The organism is Parasphingorhabdus cellanae (assembly GCF_017498565.1).
Lineage (GTDB): Bacteria > Pseudomonadota > Alphaproteobacteria > Sphingomonadales > Sphingomonadaceae > Parasphingorhabdus > Parasphingorhabdus cellanae.
In genome coordinates, this window is record NZ_CP071794.1 from 976,579 (window position 1) to 998,361 (window position 21,783).

Below are 21,783 nucleotides of genomic sequence, written 5' to 3' on the forward strand. Positions count from 1 at the left end.
TCGATTGGTTGACTATACCTAAATAGACCTATAGTGTGATCTTGCTCGTATATTTGTACGAAGCAAATACAGATGGAGAATACAGATGTTTAATAGCAAAAAGAAAGAACAAGTTAAATCCAATGGCGGCGTTTTTGCTCATCCTATCCGTACCTTAAAAGAAACCGAAATCGCTCAGGTGAGCGGCGGTAAGGGTATTTCTGCGCAGGATGCTCATGCGAAAGTAATGGGCGCTGCACATCATTTTGCCTAAACGGCTATTTCAATCCTGTTATAAAACAAGGTAAGCCGTTAGATATTTGATAAATATAAAAGGAGCCGCGTTTATTCTGCGGCTCTTTTTATTTGGATAGCCGAATGCGAGGATTTCAATGAGTGGGGTGTTGTCATGTTGAGTGCCAAACTAAATCTGAAGGACGTTCACTCTGCTATAGAACATGATACATCAAGAGCCACTTTTGGCGAAAGTACCATCAGTAAATTTAAATCCAAACATCTTCAGTTTTCAGCCGTTAGCAGGGATGGTGTGATTGAATTTTGGATTGGCGAGGATGAAGATCCATACTTAGGAATAGATCGATCAGTGCCCTTGGAGCAATACCGTGACATAGATGATCAACAAGGGATTAAAATCAGAATCTCGAATGATGGCAGAGCTCGAGTTGAACTTGCCCGCACCGACGTAACTGGATCTCCTATCTATATCTCAAATACAGGAAGTCAGATCATCATTTCCTGGAAAATTGAAGAAGTTGTCGCTTCCATAGCGAACCCTTTGCCCAATGAACAAAGTTGCAAGCAATTCCTTTCTCATGGCCCAAAACCGATACGGGAACAGATAATTAAAGGGCTTTACATGCTCTGGCCGGGCGAGGCTTGTATTTTCGATAAAACAGGCCTGTCGTTTCACGAAGCTACTTCCAGAGATATAGTTCAGAGCGGAGTATTAAGCAATTCCGCGGTTGCAACAGAACATTTTATTTTTCTGATTTCGCAATCTCTGGAACGGGCAGTTAAAAAATCAGAGAGAACCGCTATTGAATTGAGCGGAGGATATGACTCGTCTTGCGTCGCGATTGCGGCGGCGCAGTTACGTTCAGATTTGTATTCTTATGCGGCGCTGCAGTTGGGAGCAGTGGGCATACAGCAAAACGAAAGACGTCAAGAATTAGTTTCAAGTCTCGGTCTGATAGATGCTACCGCTCCCGCTAACTCCACCTTGCCTTTTGCGGCACTCAACTTAAAAGAATGCAGCAGGACACCATATGATGATATGTTTCGGATGTCGTGCGTCAACGCGTTAGAAAAACATGATGGCGGCGATATCGACCTAGTTCTTACGGGAATCGGAGGTGATGAACTGACAATGGAAAATACTGTCGGCCGTGAAGAATGGGAAGTAAACTCCAGAATTGCGTCTTCCGCTATTGATGCGTCGACTAGTCGCTCGGATATGTTTATGAGAAGAGACATATGGCTTGTTCAACCTCTGACTTCCCGGCGCGTTGTAGATTTTTGCCGGGCGTTACCTCAATCAATGCGACAAGGTCGTATGTTAAGTGTACTGTCATTGGCCCGAGCTGGCTTGAGTGATGGTTTTCTTTTTCCAAGATATGGAGAACACTTTGGCGTGATGTCTCAACACGAAGCCTCCATGTTTGATTTTGATAAGGCATTTGCCGAATCTTTGATAGCTGATTTTAACTTGATTGATTTGGACGCGCTGCTGGTAGATGCTCGAAAAGCAACAGTGCATGGATTCAATTTTGAGTTGATTGCTCGCTTATGGTTCGCACTCAAGCTTGAGACTATTTTGAGGCGATATGTATCTTAAGGTTTCTTTCTCAAAAACGCACTGCTGATTCCTTTTTTCGGGACTTAACCTTGAGCTGCAGTCTTAGCGGCTTTGATCGAAACTTCGGATATCATTACGAACTTTGATTAGAGATTTGACGTCAGAATACATCGAAAAACTGCCAGTTCGATTTTGGACAGTTAATAGAGAGTAGTGTACTTACACAGTTGGAACCACTGAACATGGCCCGATTAGGTCAGACACTGACTACCTCAGGGCTTCAACGCGAGGAATTTGTAAATGAAAACCGCCATGACAGCATTTGCCACACTCACGCTTGTACTGGGAACAGCAGCCTGCAGCGTCGATGCAACAAGCAAGATAGAAGCAACTTCAGCGACAGGCAACGCAATTTCCGGCACTTGGAAAATAGATACCTCTACTGCGAAATCTGAAAATAGTGATTCAAAATTCACGCTTATTGATGGCACTTTTTCGTGTAGCAACTGCATACCGCCTTATTCGACAATTGCCGATGGGCAATGGAAGCCAATGGTTCGTTCTGGCTTCGACGAGATGAAGGTAGAAGTCGTTGACGACAAAACGGTCAAATCCACTGTTCGCCTCAAAGGACGCGAACTTAGCGAATTGACTTGGACGGTGAGCGACGACGGCTCATCACTCACACAGTATTTCGTTAATCTTGCGGGAGATGAAACAACTGAAGGATCGGTGTCTATGAACCGGACTGCTGATGCGCCTGAAGGCGCGCACGCCGTGTCAGGCAGTTGGGCACTGGCAGAGGTTGGCGAAATGAGCGAGGCATCTCTCCTCGCTACCTACACCCTTGAAGGTGGTACTTTTTCAAATAAATCTAATGGCGCGGTTTGGAGCGCGACGCTGGGAGGCGATCCTGTTGCGATTGAAGGCAGCCAAAGCGGCACGATGGCCAAGGTCGAGAAGGTAAGCGATAGTGTCTATCGCATAACCTATATTCTGGACGATGAGGTCGTAAATATCACGGAAATGACGATCAACGATGATACGCTATCAGTCGTTCGAACAGATCCGCGCGACAACAGCGTTTTCCGCTATATCGCGACGCGTCAGTAATTACAGATTGGGATAATTTGTGCACCCAGTTTAATCACGCGAAGTAGGGTAAGTCTATCTGCCACTACTTGAGTCCGAGCAAGTGGCAGTATTTTTGTCGCATCCAAACGCCATCTTTTCGAGGTCACTGATTGGCGATTATGCCGTAGAGTCAAACTGTAACATCGGGTGACTGGCGAGACATTCTCTATCTTCGATTATAGCCTTTCCCGGAGAGCTTCATAGGGTGTTTTCCCATTGAAGGCGCCGTGCGGTCGATGGAAGTTGTAGAAGCGCTCCCACTGGTCGAGTTTGTCTTCCAGATCGACGTCGCCTTTATAGCTTAACAGCTGGTAAAACTCCTGCTGATCTGATCGGTGTGATCGTTCCACTTTGCCGTTCAGTTGCGGTGTGCCGCGTTTGATATAGGCATGTCGGATACCCAGATCTTCGACGTGCCAATGGAATTTGGCCTGGAACTCGTGGCCATTGTCAGTTCTGATTTCGCGAATGCGGAAAGGGAACTTGTCGATAATGTGATCGACGAAGTCGATCGCATTGGCTTGTGTATGTTTTTTATAGACTTTCAGGGCGCGAACGCGGGTCGCATCATCAATCGCCGTATATTGGAAGCGGTGTATCTTCTCGCCCTTCTTTCCAATAAAAGTCAGGGACTTAACATCCATCTGTCCGATATGCATGCAGGCCACGGTTCAGCCGCACCATGCTTCCAAAGTTATCAAATTTGCTGTCAAGCCGAGAGATGATTCGCTCTGCACGCTTGTCGTAGCGAGGATTGATCAAGCCAAGACGATTGATGTCAGCGACATCTAACGTGCTCATCGGCTCAAACTCAGACGGTGATGAGAAACTTACAATGTTGAGGGTCTTCGACGGTTTCGCTTTGCGAGTGAAGAATATGGTGTTCTCGATATTTGCATCGCGAAATACTTTATACTCGAAAATACTGAGTTCAGCAGTCGACCATTCGTTTAGCAAGCTGTGTCGGACTCTTGAGAAGTTGGCAGAGTTCAACCAGGAGTCAGGTACAATGTAGGCCAGAATGCCGTCCGACTTGAGTAGTCGGATACCCTTCTCAATAAAGTAGACATAGAAGTCCGTCTGGTATTCTGTGAGTTTGTATCGGTCTTGATAATAGAGCGCTTGATCCTTTCCGGCAGAGAAGAGGTACGGCGGGTTTCCTATGACACAGTCGAACCCCTTCGTATCGGCTAGGAAAGGAAACTCTGCTTCCCAATCGAACACATTCATTGCAATGTGATCGTCGTCGGAGAATAGAGAGTATGAGTAGGTCTTGTAAAAATCGCTTGCTATGAGCGAATTGCCGCATCTAATGTTTTGCCCCAAGTCCGGTAGCGCCCTAATTTGGAAAAAATCCATTTGCCTTGCCATAGCATCAGCTGTTTCGCCTTCGAGGACCTTTAGTAGAAGTGATAGCTTGGTCACCTCGACGGCCTGCGTATCGATATCCACTCCATAAATGTGCGTCAGCAGAATCCGTCGGCGTTCCGCCATTGTTAGGCGCCAATCATCTTTTCCGACTTCAAGCAGCTTTGGCTCTTTGCCTCCCGTGTATTTGGCAGGATCGTCGGAAACGTAAGCATCCCGATACCAATTCAACAGATATTGATAAGCGCCAATCAGGAATGAGCCAGAGCCGCAGGTGGGATCGATTACACGGATAGGAGCAGGGTGTTTCGTACGCCTATCCTCCCCCGACGCCTGCGAGGGTGTTCTCCCTTCCAGCAATTTTCCCAAAGTGTTTTGGACTATGTAATCGACGATGTAGGCTGGTGTGTAGTAAACGCCCCCGGCTTTCTTCACCTCGGGTTTTTCTTCGATGATCGCCCGGGAACCAGCGAGCCTTATGACCTTCCCTAGGAAGCGCTCATAGACTTGCCCCAGGATATCGGCAGGCAGCACAGAAAACTCGTATGGACTCTCTGGGTAATACAGACTTTTCAGGATTGGCTTCAGCACCTTATCGTCGATCGCGAGATCGAGCGTAAATGTGTCCAATGTTTCAGCTGACCCATCTCCCTTTCTGAAATGGAAAAGCCCTGAATTGTAACGGTCGTCTGCCTTGAGGAAGAGCGAAGTCAAACCACTGTAAACTTCCTTCGTCGAAGCAAGCGTCTGAAGTTGCCCGTACTTTTCAATGCCTCTATCCTCTGCGATGCGCAGAAACACAACTCGATCGATAATTCTTTGAACTGCAGCATTTAGCTCTCGCACGTCCAACTGCCGATTTCGAAGTGCGATGTTCCGAGCTAGCGCTGCCCTCCATCCCTCGATTTCCTCAAGAAACGCATCATCGACTTCGGCCGTCCCTCGTTTGCGCCGGTTGTCGTTCGCGTACTTATCGAAAGAGCCCTTCAGTACTGCTTCTTGAGAGAAAATCGCCGCGATTTCGTCCCATTTGTCGAGGTAGTCTTCGAAGGTATAATAGGCAGTACGGGCAACGCTCGCCTTGTCAGTCTTTTCCGGTTTGACTCGACAATCATAGACCGCGAGCTCCTCAAAATCGGTAAGGATCGAGAGGGGTAATTTAGCGCTCCACGCGTATCGTCTCAGTTGAAAAGCGGGACCTACGTCTCGCTTGATATTGACCGCAGGTTTCTTAGCTTCGAGGAAGAATTTTCGAGTTCCGCCCACCCGAAAAGCATAGTCAGGGGCTTTAGTGTTCCCCCCGATCTTGACGGCATCTTCGTGGACTACATCCTTGTATGCTTCGGCATAGCCCTGTTCGTTGTCTATGTCCCAACCGAGCGCTTTGAAGAAGGGATCGATGAACTCTCTGCGGACCTGCGTCTCGTTATATGAGCTCGCTTGGTAGGCTTCCTTATGAAGTCGAAAGCGTTCAACTAGTTCAATAATACTCTTCGGTGCACTCATCGGCACTCTATTGCACGCCCGCCTTGGATTGCAAAGCGCCTGACGCCAGATCTTTTGCGTTTACTCGGAAACTCTCGCGCACGTTGTAACTCGAAATCACATTTTTCGAAGCGGGGAAGTCCGCTTCTGCAAAGTTTGCGCCCAAAATTGGACATTCCGCAACCGGCCCAAATCGCGACCGATGCTGGGGTGCTGCGCGATATTCGAGCGACTTGACAGACTGTTTAAAGCAAAATCAATTCGGCGTCAAAAGCCTTCACTTGGTCGCGGAACGCAGCCGTTACGCGAAAAAACCGCCCTTTTCGGTTGGAAAAGCTGTTAATTGAGCAGTGCCTTGTTGGTCGCGGAGAAATCAGAAATGCGGTTTGCGTACAATCTACTTTGCTCATTCTCGTTGCTTGTTGGGGCGTGCGCTGGTTCCGAGGAGGGAGATGAGGCAGCTTCGGAGATTGCCGAGAGTTTGACGAACCCAACAGGAGTTAGCGCTGAAGCGCGAATGCTCTTCACACGGTATATTGACGACGAGGGAGAAGACTTCGAGGCGTGCTTTGGCAGCCTTCCGGAAACTCGTGCCGATCCTGCGAATGTAAGTTTTAAGGATAGCGACGACTTGCCCGGCCGCGATGCGATGAACCGCGTCATCATTGCCATTGATGCATCCGGTTCAATGGCTGGGCGGGTCGGTAACCAAACCAAGATGGAAGCCGCAAAAGCTGCTGCAATCGATTATACTTCCAGCTTGTCCGATGATGTCGAAGTTGGGCTGATCGCCTTTGGCCACCGCGGGAACAATTCCGAGAGCGGCAAAGAGAAGAGCTGTAGCGCGGTTGAGACCGTCTACGCAGTTGGAGGTGTTGACAAGCAACGCGTCGCTGCCGCCTTGACTGAATTTGATGCAACTGGGTGGACGCCGCTTGGATCGGCGATTGAGAGCGCCGGGCGATCCTTCAAGCCAAGCAACATTCCAGGCGGCCAAGTTGTCTACGTCGTATCAGACGGGAAAGAGACGTGCGGCGGCGACCCGATTTCCGCTGCGCGGAAGTTGCATCGAAGCGATGTTCAAGCTGTGGTGAACATAATCGGCTTTGATTTGGCCGCGAGCGATCGAGAGCAATTGAAAGCGGTGGCAACCGCCGGCGGCGGAGAGTTCTTGGAAGTAGACACGCCGAGCGAGTTGAAGTTGAGGTTACGAGAGGCAGCGGTCCGAAATCATAACAACACGGCGATGGGGCGGTCCAACATTAAAAATAGCACCCAGCAATCTGGAAATACGTTTCGTACCAATGTTGCCTTGGCGCAATTGTCTACATGCGTAACTGGCGCCTGGAGCCGCGAAAAGCAAGGTCTTGGAGCATGGCTTCAAACACGCAATTCAAACAATGACATCAATCGCGAAATCCGAACGCTGATCGACAGCCGCAAGGAGCAGTACCGCGAGCGAGCCGATGCGTATGAGCTTGCAGCGCGGAAGCGGCAAAAAGATGCGGCCGATATCTTAGAAGCAGATCAGAAGCGGGCCCGCGAGGACTACGAACGGACGAAGCAACGATAGGATAGTTCGCCCGCGATTAACTCGGTCGCCTAGGCGCAAGCGTTACTACGAATTTGCCAAGACAAGAGCGGCTGATATACCCAAAAAAATGGACGATCGATTGCCCGAAATTGGCGTTAGCCTAGCTTAGAGGTGAGGTGCTTTTGCTCTGGCAACTATCTGCAAGCAAGGCATAGTGAAGATTGCGCGCGGCTATCGCCTTGTCTCTGCAGTGAAGACCTGACGGTCAGAAGGCCGCATTTAGAAGTGGTATCGCAATGGCCCCTTCTGTTACCATTTAAACTCAAACCGGACCGTCAGCTTGCGGCCCATGATCAGACTCCATGTAAAGTGGCTGCAACTGTCTGGGAAGCCGACGTTCGGCAAACTGCCGCTAGGGATCACGCAACAAATCGGTCGCATCAATTTGAATATTAACTTCATCAAGCATCGAACGCAGATCAATAATCAAATTGCCAATATCTCGATCACTGATCTTGGCGGCCTGTCCCCTTACAACGATTTCATGGGCATCTTCTAACCGTGCAGTGATCAGCGAAAATAATCCAGTTCGTACCTTGATTGGATCAATTTCATCGTTTGTATCTGCCATGTCCCAACCCATGCTCGACTTGGCATGAAAGTCCACATGCAGCTTTTCATATTATCAGAATAAACAACTGGACTTAGGAGTTTGTTCGAGCATTGTTGTTGGTGTCGCAAACATCAATTGCGACGGGCCGCCCGCTCTTAAAAGCGATCCGCGGCTCCGGTCAGTGGAAGCGTTGGAAGTACCAGCGCCAAACTGGAGACCTTCGATGTCATCAAAAACCAAACCACAAACCAAATCCGCAAAGGTCATCACGCTGTTGTCGCGAACGATAGGCGCTACTCTCGATGAGATATGCAAAGCAACAAACTGGCAGCAGCACAGCATCCGCGCATTTCTAACCGGCCTGCGCAAGAAGGGCTATGTGCTCGCACGTGAACAGCGCGGCGATGATAGTACGGCCTACCGCATTACACAAAGCCCAAGCGACACCGACGCCAAACGATCAGCATGACCAAGCCGGATAAACGTTTGGCGGATCTCATAGTAATGCCGCCTGCCCAGTTACGGTCAGCATGGCGTGATACGTTCAAGTCACCAGCACCCGATATCGGACCTGATCTGCTGCGGCGCGGCATAGCAAATCGGCTGCAGGAACGCATGCATGGCAGCCTGACGGGTGCCACAAAACGAGAGATCGAGCGGCTTCGCAAACGCGTCGAACGAACCGGCAAAGCTAGTCACATGCATGCGATCTCACTGAAAACCGGAACCCGGCTCGTTCGATCATGGAACGGCAAAAGCTATCATGTCCTAGTTTGCGATAATGGTTTTGAGTTTGAGGGTCGCCAATATTCCAGTCTCAGTCATATCGCGCGCGCGATAACCGGAGCGCATTGGTCCGGCCCTCGCTTCTTCGGATTGAAGAAACGAAGCGGGTATGGGCCGAAAGTGCTCACCAATGGTTGAGCGAGCAAAACGAAAGCGGTGCGCAATCTACACTCGCAAATCGACAGAAGAGGGTCTGGAGCAAGACTTTAACAGTCTGGATGCCCAACGAGAAGCATGCGCTGCCTATATATTGAGCCAAGCCAGTGAAGGTTGGGAAGCAGTTTCAGAACTTTACGACGATGGCGGATGGTCAGGGGGTACTATGGATCGCCCTGCCCTAGCTCAGCTGCTGGCTGATGTAAAAGCGGGCAAAGTCGATATCATTGTTGTCTACAAGGTTGATCGACTCACGCGTGCATTGGCTGACTTTGCTAAGATTGTTGAGATATTGGATGATAACGATGCTTCATTCGTCAGCGTAACCCAATCGTTCAATACAACAACCAGCATGGGAAGACTGACACTTAACGTGCTTCTCTCCTTCGCGCAGTTTGAACGCGAAGTCACCGGTGAACGCATTCGCGACAAAGTTGCGGCATCTAAGAAGAAAGGCATGTGGATGGGCGGCGGTGTTCCTTATGGATATGATGTGAAAGAACGCCAGTTCCTGATTAATGAAGCTGAAGCTGAAACGGTGCGGTATGTATTTGAGCGGTACGCGCGACTGAAATCAGTTCCAAAGTTAGTCGATGAATTAGCCGCGAAAAATATCAGAACCAGGGCCCGTGTCTTCAAATCTGGAAGGATCGCCGGGGGTATCCACTTCAAGACTGGTACTTTAACGCATCTCCTTCAAAACCCTGTCTATGTCGGGAAAGTCCGCCATAAAGACAAAATCTATGATGGCGCGCATCATCCGATTATCTCGGATGAATTGTTCGAACGGGTGCAATCCATCTTTGCTGAAAACCGGCACGATAATGCGCTTGGCAAGAAGAGCCACAACCCCAGTTTGCTGACGGGCTTTATTACCGATCCTGATGACAAGCCGATGACGCCAGCGCATGCGAAGAAAGGACCGAAGCGCTATCGCTACTATGTCACACGGACACCGCCTGGAGACAAATCTTCCAAATGGAGATTGCCCGCTGGAGAAATCGAACGGCTGGTAATCGATACGATTGCCAGGCAGATGGTAACACTTAGCTCCACAGGAACTAATGACGCACGAGAAATGGAAGTTCAGATTCATCTGGTTCGTCAAACCTCAATCGATCTGCTTGCAATGTCTATCACCGAACAACGCGAATTATTGCTCAACTGTAAAACTCACGTTGCTATCAACGCCGGAACAATTGAAATCAAATTCACGCCTCCAAATCAGGATCAACCGGTCAAACTCTCGATTAAGGCAAAAATGGTCAGCAGAGGATCAGAAGTAAGATTAGCAATTACACCGGATGATGGACCAATCAAGCGTGAGCCAGATCCAGTGTTGCTCAGACTGATCGCTCACGCCTTCGCAGCTCAGGACCTTCTGGTTCGAGGAATATCCTCTTCGATGGTCAATCACTACAAACAGCGGCATTTGCAGCAGCTCGTTAGGTTAAGCTTCATGGCCCCCGATATTATCTGTACAATTATCGATGGAACTCAGCCACCTGATCTCACCGGACGCAAGATCATACGTATCAACAAAATCCCCCTAGACTGGGCGGGTCAGCGCAAAATGTTTGGGTTCGCTTCAGCCTAAAAACTCCCTAAATCCACAAGTGCATCTGGACTCCAGTATTTGGGCTATCGAGACACTTGGCCATTTTGCCCTTAAGTCGCGGCTGACAAATGGTCTCTGGAGACAAGGTCCGCGCATCATCATCTGCTAACTCGCTGGTAAATAGGGATAAAATACACCCACAATACTCAGACCGCGAAACGCTGAAAACTGAGGAAAAAAGTGGTGCCCGAAGGCGGATTCGAACCACCGACACAGCGATTTTCAGTCGCTTGCTCTACCAACTGAGCTATTCGGGCAACGGGCGGAAACGCTGTTCCCACCGAATTAGAAGCGCCGCTATAGGCGGGGCTTGCATGGCTTGTCCAGCCTAAAAATCGCGGTTTGTTTATGCTGCTTTAGGACTCTCCGTCGCGGCCTGCATCTCCTGAAAAATGATCGGCCAGTTGATCCGGTGAAACCGGCGGTCCAGGCACTTTATAGCCCTCTCCCAGCCACTCCCGGTCTTTGCAGCCTGCGCTACAGAAAGGCGCAAATTCGCTGGATTTTGGCTTGCGGCAAACCGGACATTTTGAGGAACGCTTCTCAGGCAACAGCTAACCCTGACCGATAAGGTTGGGAAACACTGCAAAAACGAAAATCATCGCGACTGCCAATGGCGCCAGCCAAGCGATCAAGAAACGCCATAATCCAAACATCGCGCCTTCCAGACCAGTTTCTTCCTTCACCAGCTTCTTGTCAGCTCGCCAGCCAATAAACACGGCTGTCAGGAATGCGGTAACCGGAAGCAGTATTTTGGAAACCAGATCGTCAATCGCGTCAAAGATATTCTTATCTTCAAAAAGCGGAATGAAGCCAAGGGGCCGAATGTCACTCCAGACGTTAAGAGACAAGGCACAGGCAATGCCGATCAGGAATATGACGCCGCCAACCAGCCAAGCTGTAAAGCCCCTGCCCCATTCAAACCGCCGCATCGCCCAAGCCACAACACCTTCCAGCAAGGATATCGAACTGGTTAGCGCAGCAAAGAAGATCAGCACGAAAAATAGCAGCCCAACCAGTGATCCGGCGGGCATATTATGAAATGCGATCGGAAGGGATTGGAACACCAATGTCGGTCCCGCCGCAACGTCTAGGCCGACCGCAAATACGATCGGGAAAATCATCAAACCGGCGAGCAGAGCGACCCCAGTATCAGCAAAAGCAATCATACCAGCGGTGGGTGCAAGATTGGTTTCGCGCGAAACATAGCCGCCATAGGTAATCAATGCAGCCGAGGCGACGCTCATCGAAAACAACGCCTGCCCCAAGGCATCATTCACAACCGCCGGCGATAGTTTTGAGAAATCGGGAGTGAACAGGAACGACAGGGCTTTGGCAAATTCCCCTGTAAAGGCCCCATAAAGTGTGATCAGAACAAGAAGCACGAAGAATGTCGGCATCAGGTACGTTGCCGCTTTTTCAATCCCATCGGTGACCCCGCGTGCGACAATCCAGATAGAGACGACCATGAACAAAGTGTGCATACCCAGCAGCAGGGGGATATTTCCGAACAGGTCGGTCATGCGGCTGGGGATAGTTTCGGGGTTTTCGCTTGCCAAAGCGCCAGCGAAAGGATCACCGGAGAAGATCGCACCCACAAGATCGACGCTCATAACGCCGACATAATACATCACCCAACCGGCCACGACGCTGTAAAATGTAAGAATGAGAAAGGCATTTAATATACCGATACCGCCGAATATTCCCCAATTTTTACTGACGTTGGAATCTTCAGCAACCTTGACGACACTATGAAATGCATCGCTGCGACCGTGCCTGCCGATCAGGACTTCGGATAAAACCATAGGAAGGCCGATTAAAATGATACAGCTGATATAGACCAGCACAAAAGCCCCACCGCCATTTTCACCGGCCAAGGTCGGAAAACGCCATATATTGCCGAGACCAACCGCGGCGCCCACAGCTGCTAAAATAAAGGCTGTCCGCGATGACCAACCCTCTCCGGTTGGTGCTGCTGGTCCTGCCATATTTGAAACTCCCCGATATTTTTCCGCGCCGTCTGAGCAGCCTAGTTACTGATCTACCTAGCCTCTCATCAACATCGGGCCAAGTGGTTTTCCGGCAAATATATGGACGTGCAGATGCGGAACTTCCTGATGCCCGTCATGACCGATATTCGCGAGCAGGCGATAGCCTGGCTCAACCATACCCGCTTCGCGTGCCACATGACCGACACCACGCACAAAACCGGCAATTTCAACCTCGCTGGCTTTAGCGGAAAAATCGTCCCAGCTGACATACTTTCCCTTGGGAATGACCAGGATATGGTGCGGGGCCTGTGGGTTGATATCATGAAAAGCGAGAACATGATCATCCTCATATACCGTCTTGTTGGGTATTTCCCCGCGCAGGATTTTGGCAAAGATATTCTCATCATCATAAGGTTCGGTTGGGTTAATCGCCATGGATCAGTCCTTTCTGGAAGCTTTTTCGATAATACCCGACAGTCCTTCACGGCGCGCCAGCTCCGCCAACACATCATCGATGGACAATTCCATGTCGGCCAGCAAAACCATCAGGTGGAACAGGACATCTGCTGCCTCTCCGGTCATATCCGCCTTGTCGCCCTGTACTGCCGCGATAACGGCCTCAACCGCTTCCTCGCCAAGTTTCTCAGCCATTTTGGCACGTCCCTTAGCGCGCAGGCTGGCGACATAACTATCTTTGGGATCAGCGCTCCGACGCTGATGGATGGTGGTTTCCAGCTTTTGCAAGATATCGTTCATGGATGTTCGTTTGCGCGAGCAAGGGGACGGGCGTCAAGTCTTTGCGGTGCGCAGAGCCCAATTACCCAAAGGAAAGGGCCGTCTAATCCCCCGATGACGGCCCTTTCATGGCACAGCGAGATCAAGGATCTGCGCGCCAATCGCGACGAACTCTTACAGCTTGTTGCGCTTCTTGCTTGCGGCCATGTGGCCGGCCACCAGACCGGCGACGCCAAGCGTCAGCATCAAGATATTAGATGGCTCTGGAATCGAAGCGGCCAAATCTGCCAAACCTATTGCAACTGCACTGCCTAAAATGGCGAAATTCATAAATGTCATAGCGTGCCCTCGGGGATATGGCCGAAATTCGAAGTGCCTGATAAAAGAGATACGCAATTTTCCTGCCAACATCCTCTGCCCTGCGATATTACACAATCCTGGTGGTTAACGGATTTGGGACATCGTGAATTTTGTAAGTTAAACCGACAATAACCATAAATGTCACCGTCCCATATTGAGACAACAATGTAGAGCCATCCGTTTTGAAAGAGGAATAGCCACCCCTATTAAAATCGATATTGGTTTGGGCCAATCATTCGGCCTGTTTGTTTGGCATCGACGCCGTATCAAACGGCCAGCGGCTAGATCATCACCAAACAAGTCCAACGGATAGATTGTTGAGAAAATATAAATAGGGAATTGGAGATAATTTTCTCCAAAAATAAGCGCTTAACTACAGTTCTTTTCAAACTTTCTCAGATTGAATCAGCTTTAGACTAAGTCTTAGCTTTTGCTGGCTATCGCACCTTAGCGGTTGTGGCGAGCAGGCAAACCAGCGGCGCGCAGGGCATCATGCGCTTCGGATATACTGTGCTGGCCAAAATGGAAAATTGATGCAGCCAGGACCGCATTGGCACCGCCCTTGATGACACCTTCGACCATATGATCAAGATTACCAACACCGCCGCTGGCGACCACCGGGATAGACACCGCATCGGCAATCGCCCGGGTCAGAGCGAGGTCATAACCATCGCGGGTGCCATCGCGATCCATCGATGTGACGAGCAACTCCCCTGCCCCCAGATCCGCCATGCGTACCGCATGTTCCAGGGCGTCGATTCCGGTAGGCGTGCGCCCGCCATGGGTGAAGATTTCCCAGCGACCTTCCTCAACATATCGGGCATCGATGGACGCGACCATACACTGGCTACCAAAACGCCCGGCAATGTCACTGACCACTTCGGGGCGAGAAACTGCCGCGCTGTTAACGGCTACCTTGTCGGCGCCAGCCATCAGCAGCGCGCGGGCATCGTCCGCTGTTCGCACGCCGCCGCCAACGGTCACCGGCATGAAACAGACTTCCGCTGTCCGCCGTACAACATCGATAATCGTATCGCGCTTTTCATGACTGGCGCCAATGTCGAGAAAACACAGCTCATCTGCGCCCGCGGCATCATAGGCCCGCGCCTGCTCGACCGGATCACCGGCGTCTTTAAGATCAACGAAATTGACGCCCTTGACCACACGTCCATCGGCTACGTCGAGACAGGGTATGACGCGGATGCGAACGGTCATATCTATCGGTTCGCCATCGCAATGGCCGTCGCCAGATCCAACCGCCCGTCATAGAGCGCCCGGCCGGTAATCACGCCTTCAATACCATCCTGGGTAAACTGGCTGAGCATATGGACATCGTCAAGACCCTTCACCCCGCCACTGGCGATCACCGGAATATCGACAGAGCGCGCCAGATCAACCGTCGCTTCGATATTGCAACCCGTCAGCATGCCATCGCGCCCCACATCCGTGAATAAAAGCGACGCAACACCCGCATCTTCGAAACGCCGCGCCATATCTCTTACGCTGACTTCAGAGACATCGGCCCAGCCTTCGGTGGCGACCATTCCGTCGCGGGCATCGACGGCAACGACAATACCGCCTTCATATTCCCTGGCCATGTCGCGCACAAATTCCGGGTCTTTCAACGCCGCTGTACCGATGACCAGCCGCGCCACGCCCAGTTCAAACCAGCGTTCCACCGTCTCCCGGTTTCGAATTCCGCCGCCCAGCTGCACATAGCCGGGGAAGCTGGCGACAATCGCCTCAACCGCTTCGGCATTGCGCGGAGACCCGGCAAAGGCCCCGTCCAGATCGACGACATGAATATGCTCAGCGCCAGCTTTGGCGAACAGCCTCGCTTGCTCCGCCGGATTGTCCCCATAGACGGTAGCGCGGTCCATATCGCCTTCGGCCAAGCGCACAACTTCGCCGGATTTCAGGTCAATGGCAGGAAAGACGATCATGGTTTCCACTCCAAAAAACGTTTCAGGAAAGCCAGCCCATAGGCTTGACTTTTCTCGGGATGAAATTGCACGCCGACAATATTGTCGCGGCCAACAGCCGATACCAGTTCCATGCCGTGATAGGTGGTGGCAAAAATATCGTCTACATTTGCCGCATCGAAATGATAGCCGTGAAGATAATAAGCCTCACCCGCTTCCAACAGATCATGGCCCGCTGTCGGGGTCACATCATTCCAGCCCATATGCGGGATTTTAATATCCGCGGAAGGCGCTTCGATCGCGTGCACGGTGCCGCTGATCCAGCCAAGCCCCTGATGTTCGCCAAATTCTATGCCTTTGTCGGCGAGCAATTGCATGCCGACACAGATGCCCAGAAAAGGCGCGCGCTCTTGCCGGACCCGCTGTTCCAGCGCCGCAATCATGCCGTCAATCCCGGCCAGGGCATCACGGCACGCGCCAAAAGCGCCAACACCCGGCAGGACAATACGATCCGCCGCTGCGACTAAATCCGGATCAGCGGTCACGACCACGCCGGATGCGCCAGTTGCTATCAACGCATTGTGCACGCTGTGAAGGTTACCGGCGCCGAAATCGATAAGAGCTATTTTTTCAGGCATCCCAGAAACGCGTCATCCCAGCGAAAGCTGGGATCTCCTTGAGGTGACACACAGGCTGTCTGAGATTCCAGCTTTCGCTGGAATGACGATGACATTATCCACCAAGCTGCCCTTTGGTCGAAGGAATCGCATCTCCTTTGCGCGGGTCACGCTCCACCGCTTGCCGCATCGCGCGGGCAAAGCCTTTGAAGATGCTCTCGGCAATATGGTGGTTATTCTCACCATAAAGCAGCTCGATATGCAGCGTGATGCCAGCGGCATCGGCGACGCTATGGAACCAGTGCTTGAACAGCTCCGTGTCCATCTCACCCAGCCGTTCCTGGGTAAAGCCAGCCTTCCAGACCAGCCACGGCCGCCCGGAAATATCCAACGCAACGCGGCTCAATGTCTCGTCCATCGGGGAATAGGTGCTGCCATAGCGCACGATCCCGGCCTTGTCGCCCAGCGCCTGACCAATCGCCTGCCCGACCGCAATGGCACTATCTTCGGTCGTGTGATGCTGATCGACATGCAGATCACCCTTGACCCGCAGCGTCAGGTCAATCAGCGAGTGGCGCGAAAATTGCTCGATCATATGGTCGAGAAAGCCAATGCCGGTCGACACGTCATATTGCCCGGTTCCGTCCAGATTCAACTCGACGAAAATCTCGGTTTCCTTGGTGTTTCGCTCTATGGTCGCTGTTCTCATACGGGTTGCCTATAAAGGCTGGATTTGATCAGGCAAGAATTTCGCTGCAAAATCAGAAATATCACAGTTGCGGAAAATTATGCAAATGCCCTTGACCCTGCCCCCGGTTCGCGCCACCACGTAGCTATGAACGACAGTGCCCCCGATAGCCTGATTCCTTATGATGAAATAGTGCAGGAAGCGCTGCGCGCTGTGGTCGGCCGGGTGTTGGGCGAAGTGGAGGCCAATGGCCTGCCCGGCGATCATCATTTCTACATCACGTTCAAGACCCGTGCACCGGGTGTCGATATACCCGATCATCTGATCGCGAAATTCCCGGATGAAATGACCATCGTGCTGCAAAATCGCTATTGGGATCTGTCGGTTAGCGAGGATCGGTTCGAGGTCGGATTAAGCTTTAATCAGATCAGTTCGATGCTGCATATTCCATTTGCTGCGATCACCTCCTTTGTTGATCCGGCGGTTGATTTTGCCCTGCAATTCCAGGTGGATGAGGTCGAAGGCGATCTCGACAGCCATGAACCGGCGCAAAATGACGGCGATCAAGAAGCAGTTGAGACAGTCGATGATGGCTCCAACGTTGTAACGGTGGACTTCGGCAAGAAAAAATAGAAACAATGCGTCATTCCAGCGAAGGCTGGAATCTCCCTAGGTATTGCGCACCCTCGATGAGATCCCAGCTCCCGCTGGGATGACGACAGACGAGAATGATGACCAACACCCGCACAGAAACCGATAGCATTGGCCCAATAGAAGTCCCTGAGGACGCCTATTGGGGCGCGCAGACACAGCGCAGTGTCGAGAACTTCCCCTTCCCCCGCCATGAGCGCATGCCGATCCGGCTGATCCATGCCTTGGCGACCGTGAAACAGGCGGCGGCACGGGTAAATGGTATTCATGGACTCGACCCCGAAATTGCCGGCGCAATCGCAAAAGCGGCTGAAGAAGTCCGCTCCGGGGCCTTTGATACGCAATTTCCGCTCACTATTTGGCAGACCGGATCCGGCACCCAGACGAATATGAATGTCAATGAAGTGATCGCGGGCATCGCCAACGAAAGTCTGACCGGCACCCGCGGCGGCAAGGATCCCGTCCATCCCAATGACCATGTCAATCGCGGCCAGTCGTCCAATGACAGTTTCCCCACCGCCATGCATGTTGCCGCCGCGCGAGCATTGGAAGTGGAGCTGTTTCCCGCACTGGAGCAATTGCATGATGCACTGGCGGAAAAAGCGCAGGACTGGAAAGCCATTGTCAAAATTGGTCGAACCCATTTGCAGGACGCGACCCCGCTAACGCTGGGTCAGGAATTTTCCGGCTATACCGCGCAGCTCGTCGCCGCGCGCGACAGGATCGAAGCCCTTCTGCCGCGCCTTTATCAACTGGCGCAGGGCGGGACAGCGGTAGGGACTGGCCTCAACGCACCGGAGAATTTCGGGGAGCATATCGCCCGTGAAATTGCCAAAATTACCGGATTAAACTTCACTTCAGCGCCCAATAAATTTGCCGAAATCGCTGCGCATGACACCATGGTAGAGCTATCCGGCGCATTGAACACGCTTGCCGTTTCGCTGACCAAAATTGCCAATGATATCCGTTTGCTCGGCTCCGGCCCGCGGTCCGGGCTTGGGGAACTCAGCCTGCCCGCCAATGAGCCGGGCAGCTCAATCATGCCCGGCAAAGTCAATCCCACCCAATGCGAGATGCTGACCATGGTCGCAGCCCAGATGATTGGCAACCATCAAGCAGTCACGGTGGGCGGGATACAGGGGCATCTGGAGCTCAATGTCTTCAAACCGATGATCGGTGCCAACCTCCTTCGCACCATCGAAATTGCATCCATCGGCATGTCGAGCTTTGCCACGCGCTGTGTCGACGGGCTGGAGGTGAATGAGACGCGCATTGCCGAACTGGTCGACAACTCATTGATGCTCGTCACCGCGCTCGCGCCAGTCATTGGCTATGACAAGGCAGCAAAAATAGCCAAATATGCTCATGAAAATGGTCTCAGCTTACGCGCGGCGGCGCTTGCTCTTGGTTTGGTTGACGAGAAAACCTATGATGCACATGTCAAGCCGCAGGATATGACAAGTTAACTGCAACCTTTCCGTGACTTATGTGTAATCTGTGTTAGTCTGGGCAGCAGTCTAGCGGGCGGGAAATATCGACAGAACTTATGGGGATATATGGCTAATAATAGTGCAGCAGCAGAAGTTACCGAGGAATTTGCAGAAAAAACCCAAGGATCGATAGAAATCCTGATGGGGCAGTTGGCCGCGATGTGGGAAGGGCTAATCGCCTTGGTGCCCAGCATGTTGATCGCTCTTGTGGTGCTTCTCATTACATGGATTATTGCGCGTTTCGCTGTAAAAATTGCGGACCGGATAACCGGAAAAACCGACATGCGGCCGTCGCTGCGACAATTGGTCGAAACGGTTGTGCGCATTGCCATTTGGGTGATCGGCCTGATGATCGCCCTCACCATCCTGCTGCCGGGCTTGACCCCGGCCAGCCTGATCGCCGGCCTTGGTTTCGGCGCGGTTGCGATTGGTTTTGCTTTTCAGGACATTTTTGAAAATTTCATGGCCGGCATTCTTATCATGCTGCGCGAGAAGATGCGCATTGGTGATTATATCGAGTGCGAAGGCGTAGAAGGCAGAGTGGAATTTATCGCTCTGCGCGAGACCCATATTCGCAAGCTGGATAAGGAACTGACGATTGTTCCCAATGCTATCCTATTCAAAAATCCGGTAAAAATTCTCACAGATGTTGAGAAACGGCGGCATGAGGTGGTTGCCGGGGTTTCCTATGATACGGATCTCGAACAGGCACGCGACGTAATCTTCAAAGCTGTTGAGAGCGCAGATCATGTGGATAAGGACGAACCAATTGACGTTTTTGCACGTGAATTTAATTCCAGCTCCGTCGATTTTACCGTCCGCTGGTGGTCTGGATCACAACCGCGCGATATGCATGAAAGCCGGGACACGGTAATTCGTGCCATTAAACGCGCCTTGGACGACGCTGGTATAGAAATCCCGTTCCCTTATGTTACCCACACATTCAAGGAACCCGTGCCGTTTGCTGGAGGTGACGAATAGCCCATGTCGTTGATCCGCAACATCACCACAGCATTAGTCGGCAATGAAGCGCGCAAGCGCGGGAAGGGCAATGGCCTACTCGGCTTTGGTGTGGGCATGTTAGCGGCCCGTATTGCCACCCGCTCGCTGCCCGGCGCATTGCTTGTCGGCGGCGCGATGGTGGCGAAAGCGCTATATGACAAATCCAAGGAAGAAGAACAGCTTCCTGCAGCAGATCAGGTTATCGATATTGAAGGCACGCCCGCGCCAACGGAAAATGCTGAAAACTAGACCAACAAACTACCGGTTGGTCTCCGCCTAAACCGCGCCTTGCCACTTCTTGACCGCCTCAATCGGGAAAGTCAGCATCAACACATTCAGGGTCAGATTATCCCGAATGGCGTAGAGCGCGAGCAGCTCAAAAATCACCGCGACAATCACCGTCCCCATCACGGGCATCCGCCGGGCTGCGAAAAAGCCAAGTGTCATCCAGCCAATGTCTGCCATTGAATTGATGATACTATCCCCGGCATAGCCAAATGCAAAAGTTGCCTCACGATAGCGATTGATAATGATTGGCGAGTTTTCGAGAATTTCCCAAAACCCTTCGATAAATACGGCCAAGCATAAAGACAGCCCAAGGCGTGCCGCCTCTGGCTTTTTACGGAATAACCAATAGCCGAGGCCATAAAACAGAAAGCCGTGAATGATATGGCTGAACGTATACCAGTCGGAAAGATGCTGGCTATTTTCCGCCGACTGCACTGCACCGTGCCAAAGTTTGACGTTGCCGCACTCACAAATGGGCGGCCTGTCCATGCCGAACAATATTGCAAGCGCGAGTATCGCCAAACCGGCCGCAGCCAGCACATAATTGCGTGATAAGATCGTCATATGCCCCCCAATTGAAGCTGCAACACAGCAGCATTGAAGGAGGATTACAACATCAATGACTGGCCGCAACATGCCAGGCAACAATGCACAGCAGCTGTCGCTCTATGTTTCAAACAGTTATCATTCTTCAGCGGACTCCTGTGTGGGGCCCTCTTCCCGTTCTGGAACATAGGGTTCCGAGGATGAGTCAATATCTTCATCTTCAACCGTATCGACACAAGCGTTTAACGGAATCAGCGCCATACTGGCCAAAACTGTCAAAGACGGTTTTACGAACTTACGTACACTATTCATGGGGGAGCACTTCCTTCTATCGGTATGCCCCACTGGAATGCTGTTGCCTACAGATCGAGACTGGGATTCCGAAGGATTTGCGCTGCAACGAGCCTCTGGCACGGTTGTTGTCTTTGGTGAGGGAAAGGCAGGAGGATTTATTTCTAACGGCTGCGCTAACATAGGATTGGCTGTTGACGCTGACCGCCGATGGATGACGCAAGCGATACGAAAACTTCGTCTCAGACCGTGTATCAAGGCTATCTGGGACGGGGAAAATCCCGAAAAAATGCCGAGCAATCTTAGCTTAACGTGACAAGATTTGTTGCCAGGATCATTTGAACTTTCGATCTGGCCTGCCGTGTCAATCGATAAGACACTTCTTTGCTCCCCAATACCGGAATACCTTGTTTAAGCATATCTCGTTTGACGAGTTGATTGATTATCCGCCGCGCGATCCGGGGATTATCGCCGCATTGCATCATTTGTTGGTGGGATATCTGGGTACCGTTGGCCTGATGCACAAACATCTGCAACAATAATATCCACGAATATTCCCCCAATGCCATAATCTCCGGTCCGAGAATATCGTTCCGAGCTTCGAACATGTGTAATATATCAAGAGCGAAATTTGTTTCGCGCATAGTTCGCTTCCTGTAGCTCAAAGAAGAGAAACGAAGCTATGTCTGCTTCATGCTTTGAGAACCCAATAT

At 51.4% G+C, this 21,783-nt stretch carries 25 protein-coding genes, 1 tRNA gene and 1 pseudogene; 11 read left to right on the forward strand and 16 right to left on the reverse strand.

The features are described from left to right. The first annotated feature begins 85 nt into the window (after window positions 1–85). The 3 genes from J4G78_RS04855 (at window position 86) to J4G78_RS04865 (ending at window position 2,908) form a co-directional block, all read left to right on the forward strand. On the forward strand, window positions 86–253 hold the full coding sequence (locus tag J4G78_RS04855) for a hypothetical protein (protein WP_207988981.1): 168 nt from the start codon (window positions 86–88) through the stop codon (window positions 251–253). 135 nt (window positions 254–388) lie between these two features. After that, window positions 389–1,834 carry an asparagine synthase (glutamine-hydrolyzing) gene (locus J4G78_RS04860; protein WP_207988983.1) on the forward strand — a complete coding sequence of 482 codons (1,446 nt, stop codon included), beginning with the start codon at window positions 389–391 and terminating at the stop codon, window positions 1,832–1,834. A 261-nt stretch (window positions 1,835–2,095) separates the two neighbouring features. After that, entirely contained in the window at window positions 2,096–2,908 is an 813-nt protein-coding gene (locus J4G78_RS04865; protein WP_207988985.1) for a hypothetical protein, read from the forward strand. A gap of 197 nt (window positions 2,909–3,105) precedes the next feature. Here the strand turns inward: J4G78_RS04865 and J4G78_RS04870 are convergent. Further along, window positions 3,106–3,585: pseudogene (locus J4G78_RS04870) on the reverse strand (integrase core domain-containing protein); the annotation flags it as partial. Beyond that, window positions 3,563–5,803 (reverse strand): Eco57I restriction-modification methylase domain-containing protein, encoded by a 2,241-nt coding sequence (locus J4G78_RS04875; RefSeq protein ID WP_207988986.1) that lies wholly within the window; start codon window positions 5,801–5,803, stop codon window positions 3,563–3,565. The gene J4G78_RS04875 and the pseudogene J4G78_RS04870, both read right to left, overlap by 23 nt. 460 nt (window positions 5,804–6,263) lie before the next feature. Between J4G78_RS04875 and J4G78_RS04880 the strand changes: the two genes are divergently transcribed. Continuing rightward, on the forward strand, window positions 6,264–7,355 hold the full coding sequence (locus tag J4G78_RS04880) for a vWA domain-containing protein (protein ID WP_207988988.1): 1,092 nt from the start codon (window positions 6,264–6,266) through the stop codon (window positions 7,353–7,355). 373 nt (window positions 7,356–7,728) lie between these two features. Here J4G78_RS04880 and J4G78_RS04885 read toward each other — a convergent pair whose 3' ends face one another. Then, window positions 7,729–7,947, reverse strand: coding sequence for a hypothetical protein (locus J4G78_RS04885; RefSeq protein WP_207988990.1), 219 nt, complete (start codon window positions 7,945–7,947; stop codon window positions 7,729–7,731). A 205-nt stretch (window positions 7,948–8,152) separates the two neighbouring features. Here J4G78_RS04885 and J4G78_RS04890 point away from each other — a divergent pair, with 205 nt between their 5' ends. Genes J4G78_RS04890 through J4G78_RS04900 form a run of 3 tightly spaced genes read left to right on the forward strand, consistent with a single transcriptional unit; the run spans window position 8,153 to window position 10,468 of the window. Next, on the forward strand, window positions 8,153–8,398 hold the full coding sequence (locus J4G78_RS04890; protein WP_207988992.1) for a DUF3489 domain-containing protein: 246 nt from the start codon (window positions 8,153–8,155) through the stop codon (window positions 8,396–8,398). After that, entirely contained in the window at window positions 8,395–8,853 is a 459-nt protein-coding gene (locus J4G78_RS04895; RefSeq protein WP_207988994.1) for a DUF2924 domain-containing protein, read from the forward strand. Before J4G78_RS04890 ends, J4G78_RS04895 begins: the two co-directional genes overlap by 4 nt. After that, entirely contained in the window at window positions 8,846–10,468 is a 1,623-nt protein-coding gene (locus J4G78_RS04900; protein ID WP_207988996.1) for a recombinase family protein, read from the forward strand. The genes J4G78_RS04895 and J4G78_RS04900 overlap by 8 nt, the downstream gene beginning before the upstream one ends. A gap of 202 nt (window positions 10,469–10,670) precedes the next feature. On the opposite strand, the gene J4G78_RS04905 is transcribed toward J4G78_RS04900, so the two are convergent. The 10 genes from J4G78_RS04905 to hisB all read right to left on the reverse strand — a co-directional run bounded on the left by J4G78_RS04905 (window position 10,671) and on the right by hisB (window position 16,823). Continuing rightward, a tRNA-Phe gene (locus J4G78_RS04905) sits at window positions 10,671–10,746 on the reverse strand. 99 nt (window positions 10,747–10,845) lie between these two features. Continuing rightward, window positions 10,846–11,040 carry a DNA gyrase inhibitor YacG gene (yacG, locus tag J4G78_RS04910; protein WP_207988998.1) on the reverse strand — a complete coding sequence of 65 codons (195 nt, stop codon included), beginning with the start codon at window positions 11,038–11,040 and terminating at the stop codon, window positions 10,846–10,848. Window positions 11,041–11,043: 3 nt separating this feature from the next. Continuing rightward, the gene (locus J4G78_RS04915) at window positions 11,044–12,477 is read right to left on the reverse strand and encodes a sodium-dependent transporter (RefSeq protein WP_207989000.1); all 1,434 of its coding nucleotides are present in this window, start codon (window positions 12,475–12,477) and stop codon (window positions 11,044–11,046) included. A gap of 57 nt (window positions 12,478–12,534) precedes the next feature. Beyond that, the gene (locus tag J4G78_RS04920; protein WP_207989002.1) at window positions 12,535–12,915 is read right to left on the reverse strand and encodes a histidine triad nucleotide-binding protein; all 381 of its coding nucleotides are present in this window, start codon (window positions 12,913–12,915) and stop codon (window positions 12,535–12,537) included. Window positions 12,916–12,918: 3 nt separating this feature from the next. Then, window positions 12,919–13,236 (reverse strand): phosphoribosyl-ATP diphosphatase, encoded by a 318-nt coding sequence (locus J4G78_RS04925; RefSeq protein ID WP_207989004.1) that lies wholly within the window; start codon window positions 13,234–13,236, stop codon window positions 12,919–12,921. Between the two features lie 153 nt (window positions 13,237–13,389). Continuing rightward, a complete protein-coding gene (locus J4G78_RS04930; protein ID WP_207989006.1) occupies window positions 13,390–13,554 on the reverse strand; it encodes a PEP-CTERM sorting domain-containing protein in 165 nt (54 codons plus the stop codon). 468 nt (window positions 13,555–14,022) lie between these two features. After that, entirely contained in the window at window positions 14,023–14,790 is a 768-nt protein-coding gene (gene hisF / locus J4G78_RS04935; protein WP_207989008.1) for an imidazole glycerol phosphate synthase subunit HisF, read from the reverse strand. Between the two features lie 2 nt (window positions 14,791–14,792). Next, the gene (gene hisA / locus J4G78_RS04940; protein WP_207989010.1) at window positions 14,793–15,518 is read right to left on the reverse strand and encodes a 1-(5-phosphoribosyl)-5-[(5-phosphoribosylamino)methylideneamino]imidazole-4-carboxamide isomerase; all 726 of its coding nucleotides are present in this window, start codon (window positions 15,516–15,518) and stop codon (window positions 14,793–14,795) included. Continuing rightward, entirely contained in the window at window positions 15,515–16,135 is a 621-nt protein-coding gene (hisH, locus tag J4G78_RS04945; RefSeq protein ID WP_207989012.1) for an imidazole glycerol phosphate synthase subunit HisH, read from the reverse strand. Before hisH ends, hisA begins: the two co-directional genes overlap by 4 nt. A 94-nt stretch (window positions 16,136–16,229) precedes the next feature. Further along, window positions 16,230–16,823, reverse strand: coding sequence for an imidazoleglycerol-phosphate dehydratase HisB (gene hisB / locus J4G78_RS04950; RefSeq protein WP_108810562.1), 594 nt, complete (start codon window positions 16,821–16,823; stop codon window positions 16,230–16,232). A 126-nt stretch (window positions 16,824–16,949) separates the two neighbouring features. On the opposite strand from hisB, the gene J4G78_RS04955 reads away from it, so the two are divergent. The 4 genes from J4G78_RS04955 to J4G78_RS04970 all read left to right on the forward strand — a co-directional run bounded on the left by J4G78_RS04955 (window position 16,950) and on the right by J4G78_RS04970 (window position 20,194). Then, window positions 16,950–17,435: an SspB family protein gene (locus J4G78_RS04955; RefSeq protein WP_207989014.1), complete on the forward strand. Its 486-nt coding sequence runs from the start codon at window positions 16,950–16,952 to the stop codon at window positions 17,433–17,435. Window positions 17,436–17,533: 98 nt separating this feature from the next. Beyond that, window positions 17,534–18,919, forward strand: coding sequence for a class II fumarate hydratase (gene fumC, locus J4G78_RS04960; protein WP_207990419.1), 1,386 nt, complete (start codon window positions 17,534–17,536; stop codon window positions 18,917–18,919). A gap of 90 nt (window positions 18,920–19,009) precedes the next feature. Further along, entirely contained in the window at window positions 19,010–19,924 is a 915-nt protein-coding gene (locus J4G78_RS04965) for a mechanosensitive ion channel family protein (RefSeq protein WP_207989016.1), read from the forward strand. 3 nt (window positions 19,925–19,927) lie between these two features. Further along, window positions 19,928–20,194: a hypothetical protein gene (locus tag J4G78_RS04970; RefSeq protein ID WP_207989018.1), complete on the forward strand. Its 267-nt coding sequence runs from the start codon at window positions 19,928–19,930 to the stop codon at window positions 20,192–20,194. Window positions 20,195–20,221: 27 nt separating this feature from the next. On the opposite strand, the gene J4G78_RS04975 is transcribed toward J4G78_RS04970, so the two are convergent. The 3 genes from J4G78_RS04975 to J4G78_RS04985 all read right to left on the reverse strand — a co-directional run bounded on the left by J4G78_RS04975 (window position 20,222) and on the right by J4G78_RS04985 (window position 21,714). Beyond that, window positions 20,222–20,797 (reverse strand): DUF2585 domain-containing protein, encoded by a 576-nt coding sequence (locus tag J4G78_RS04975; protein WP_207989020.1) that lies wholly within the window; start codon window positions 20,795–20,797, stop codon window positions 20,222–20,224. Window positions 20,798–20,917: 120 nt separating this feature from the next. Continuing rightward, complete coding sequence (locus J4G78_RS04980) at window positions 20,918–21,091, reverse strand: hypothetical protein (RefSeq protein ID WP_207989022.1); 174 nt, start codon at window positions 21,089–21,091, stop codon at window positions 20,918–20,920. Between the two features lie 281 nt (window positions 21,092–21,372). Continuing rightward, window positions 21,373–21,714: a hypothetical protein gene (locus tag J4G78_RS04985; protein WP_207989024.1), complete on the reverse strand. Its 342-nt coding sequence runs from the start codon at window positions 21,712–21,714 to the stop codon at window positions 21,373–21,375. Window positions 21,715–21,783 lie beyond the last annotated feature (69 nt).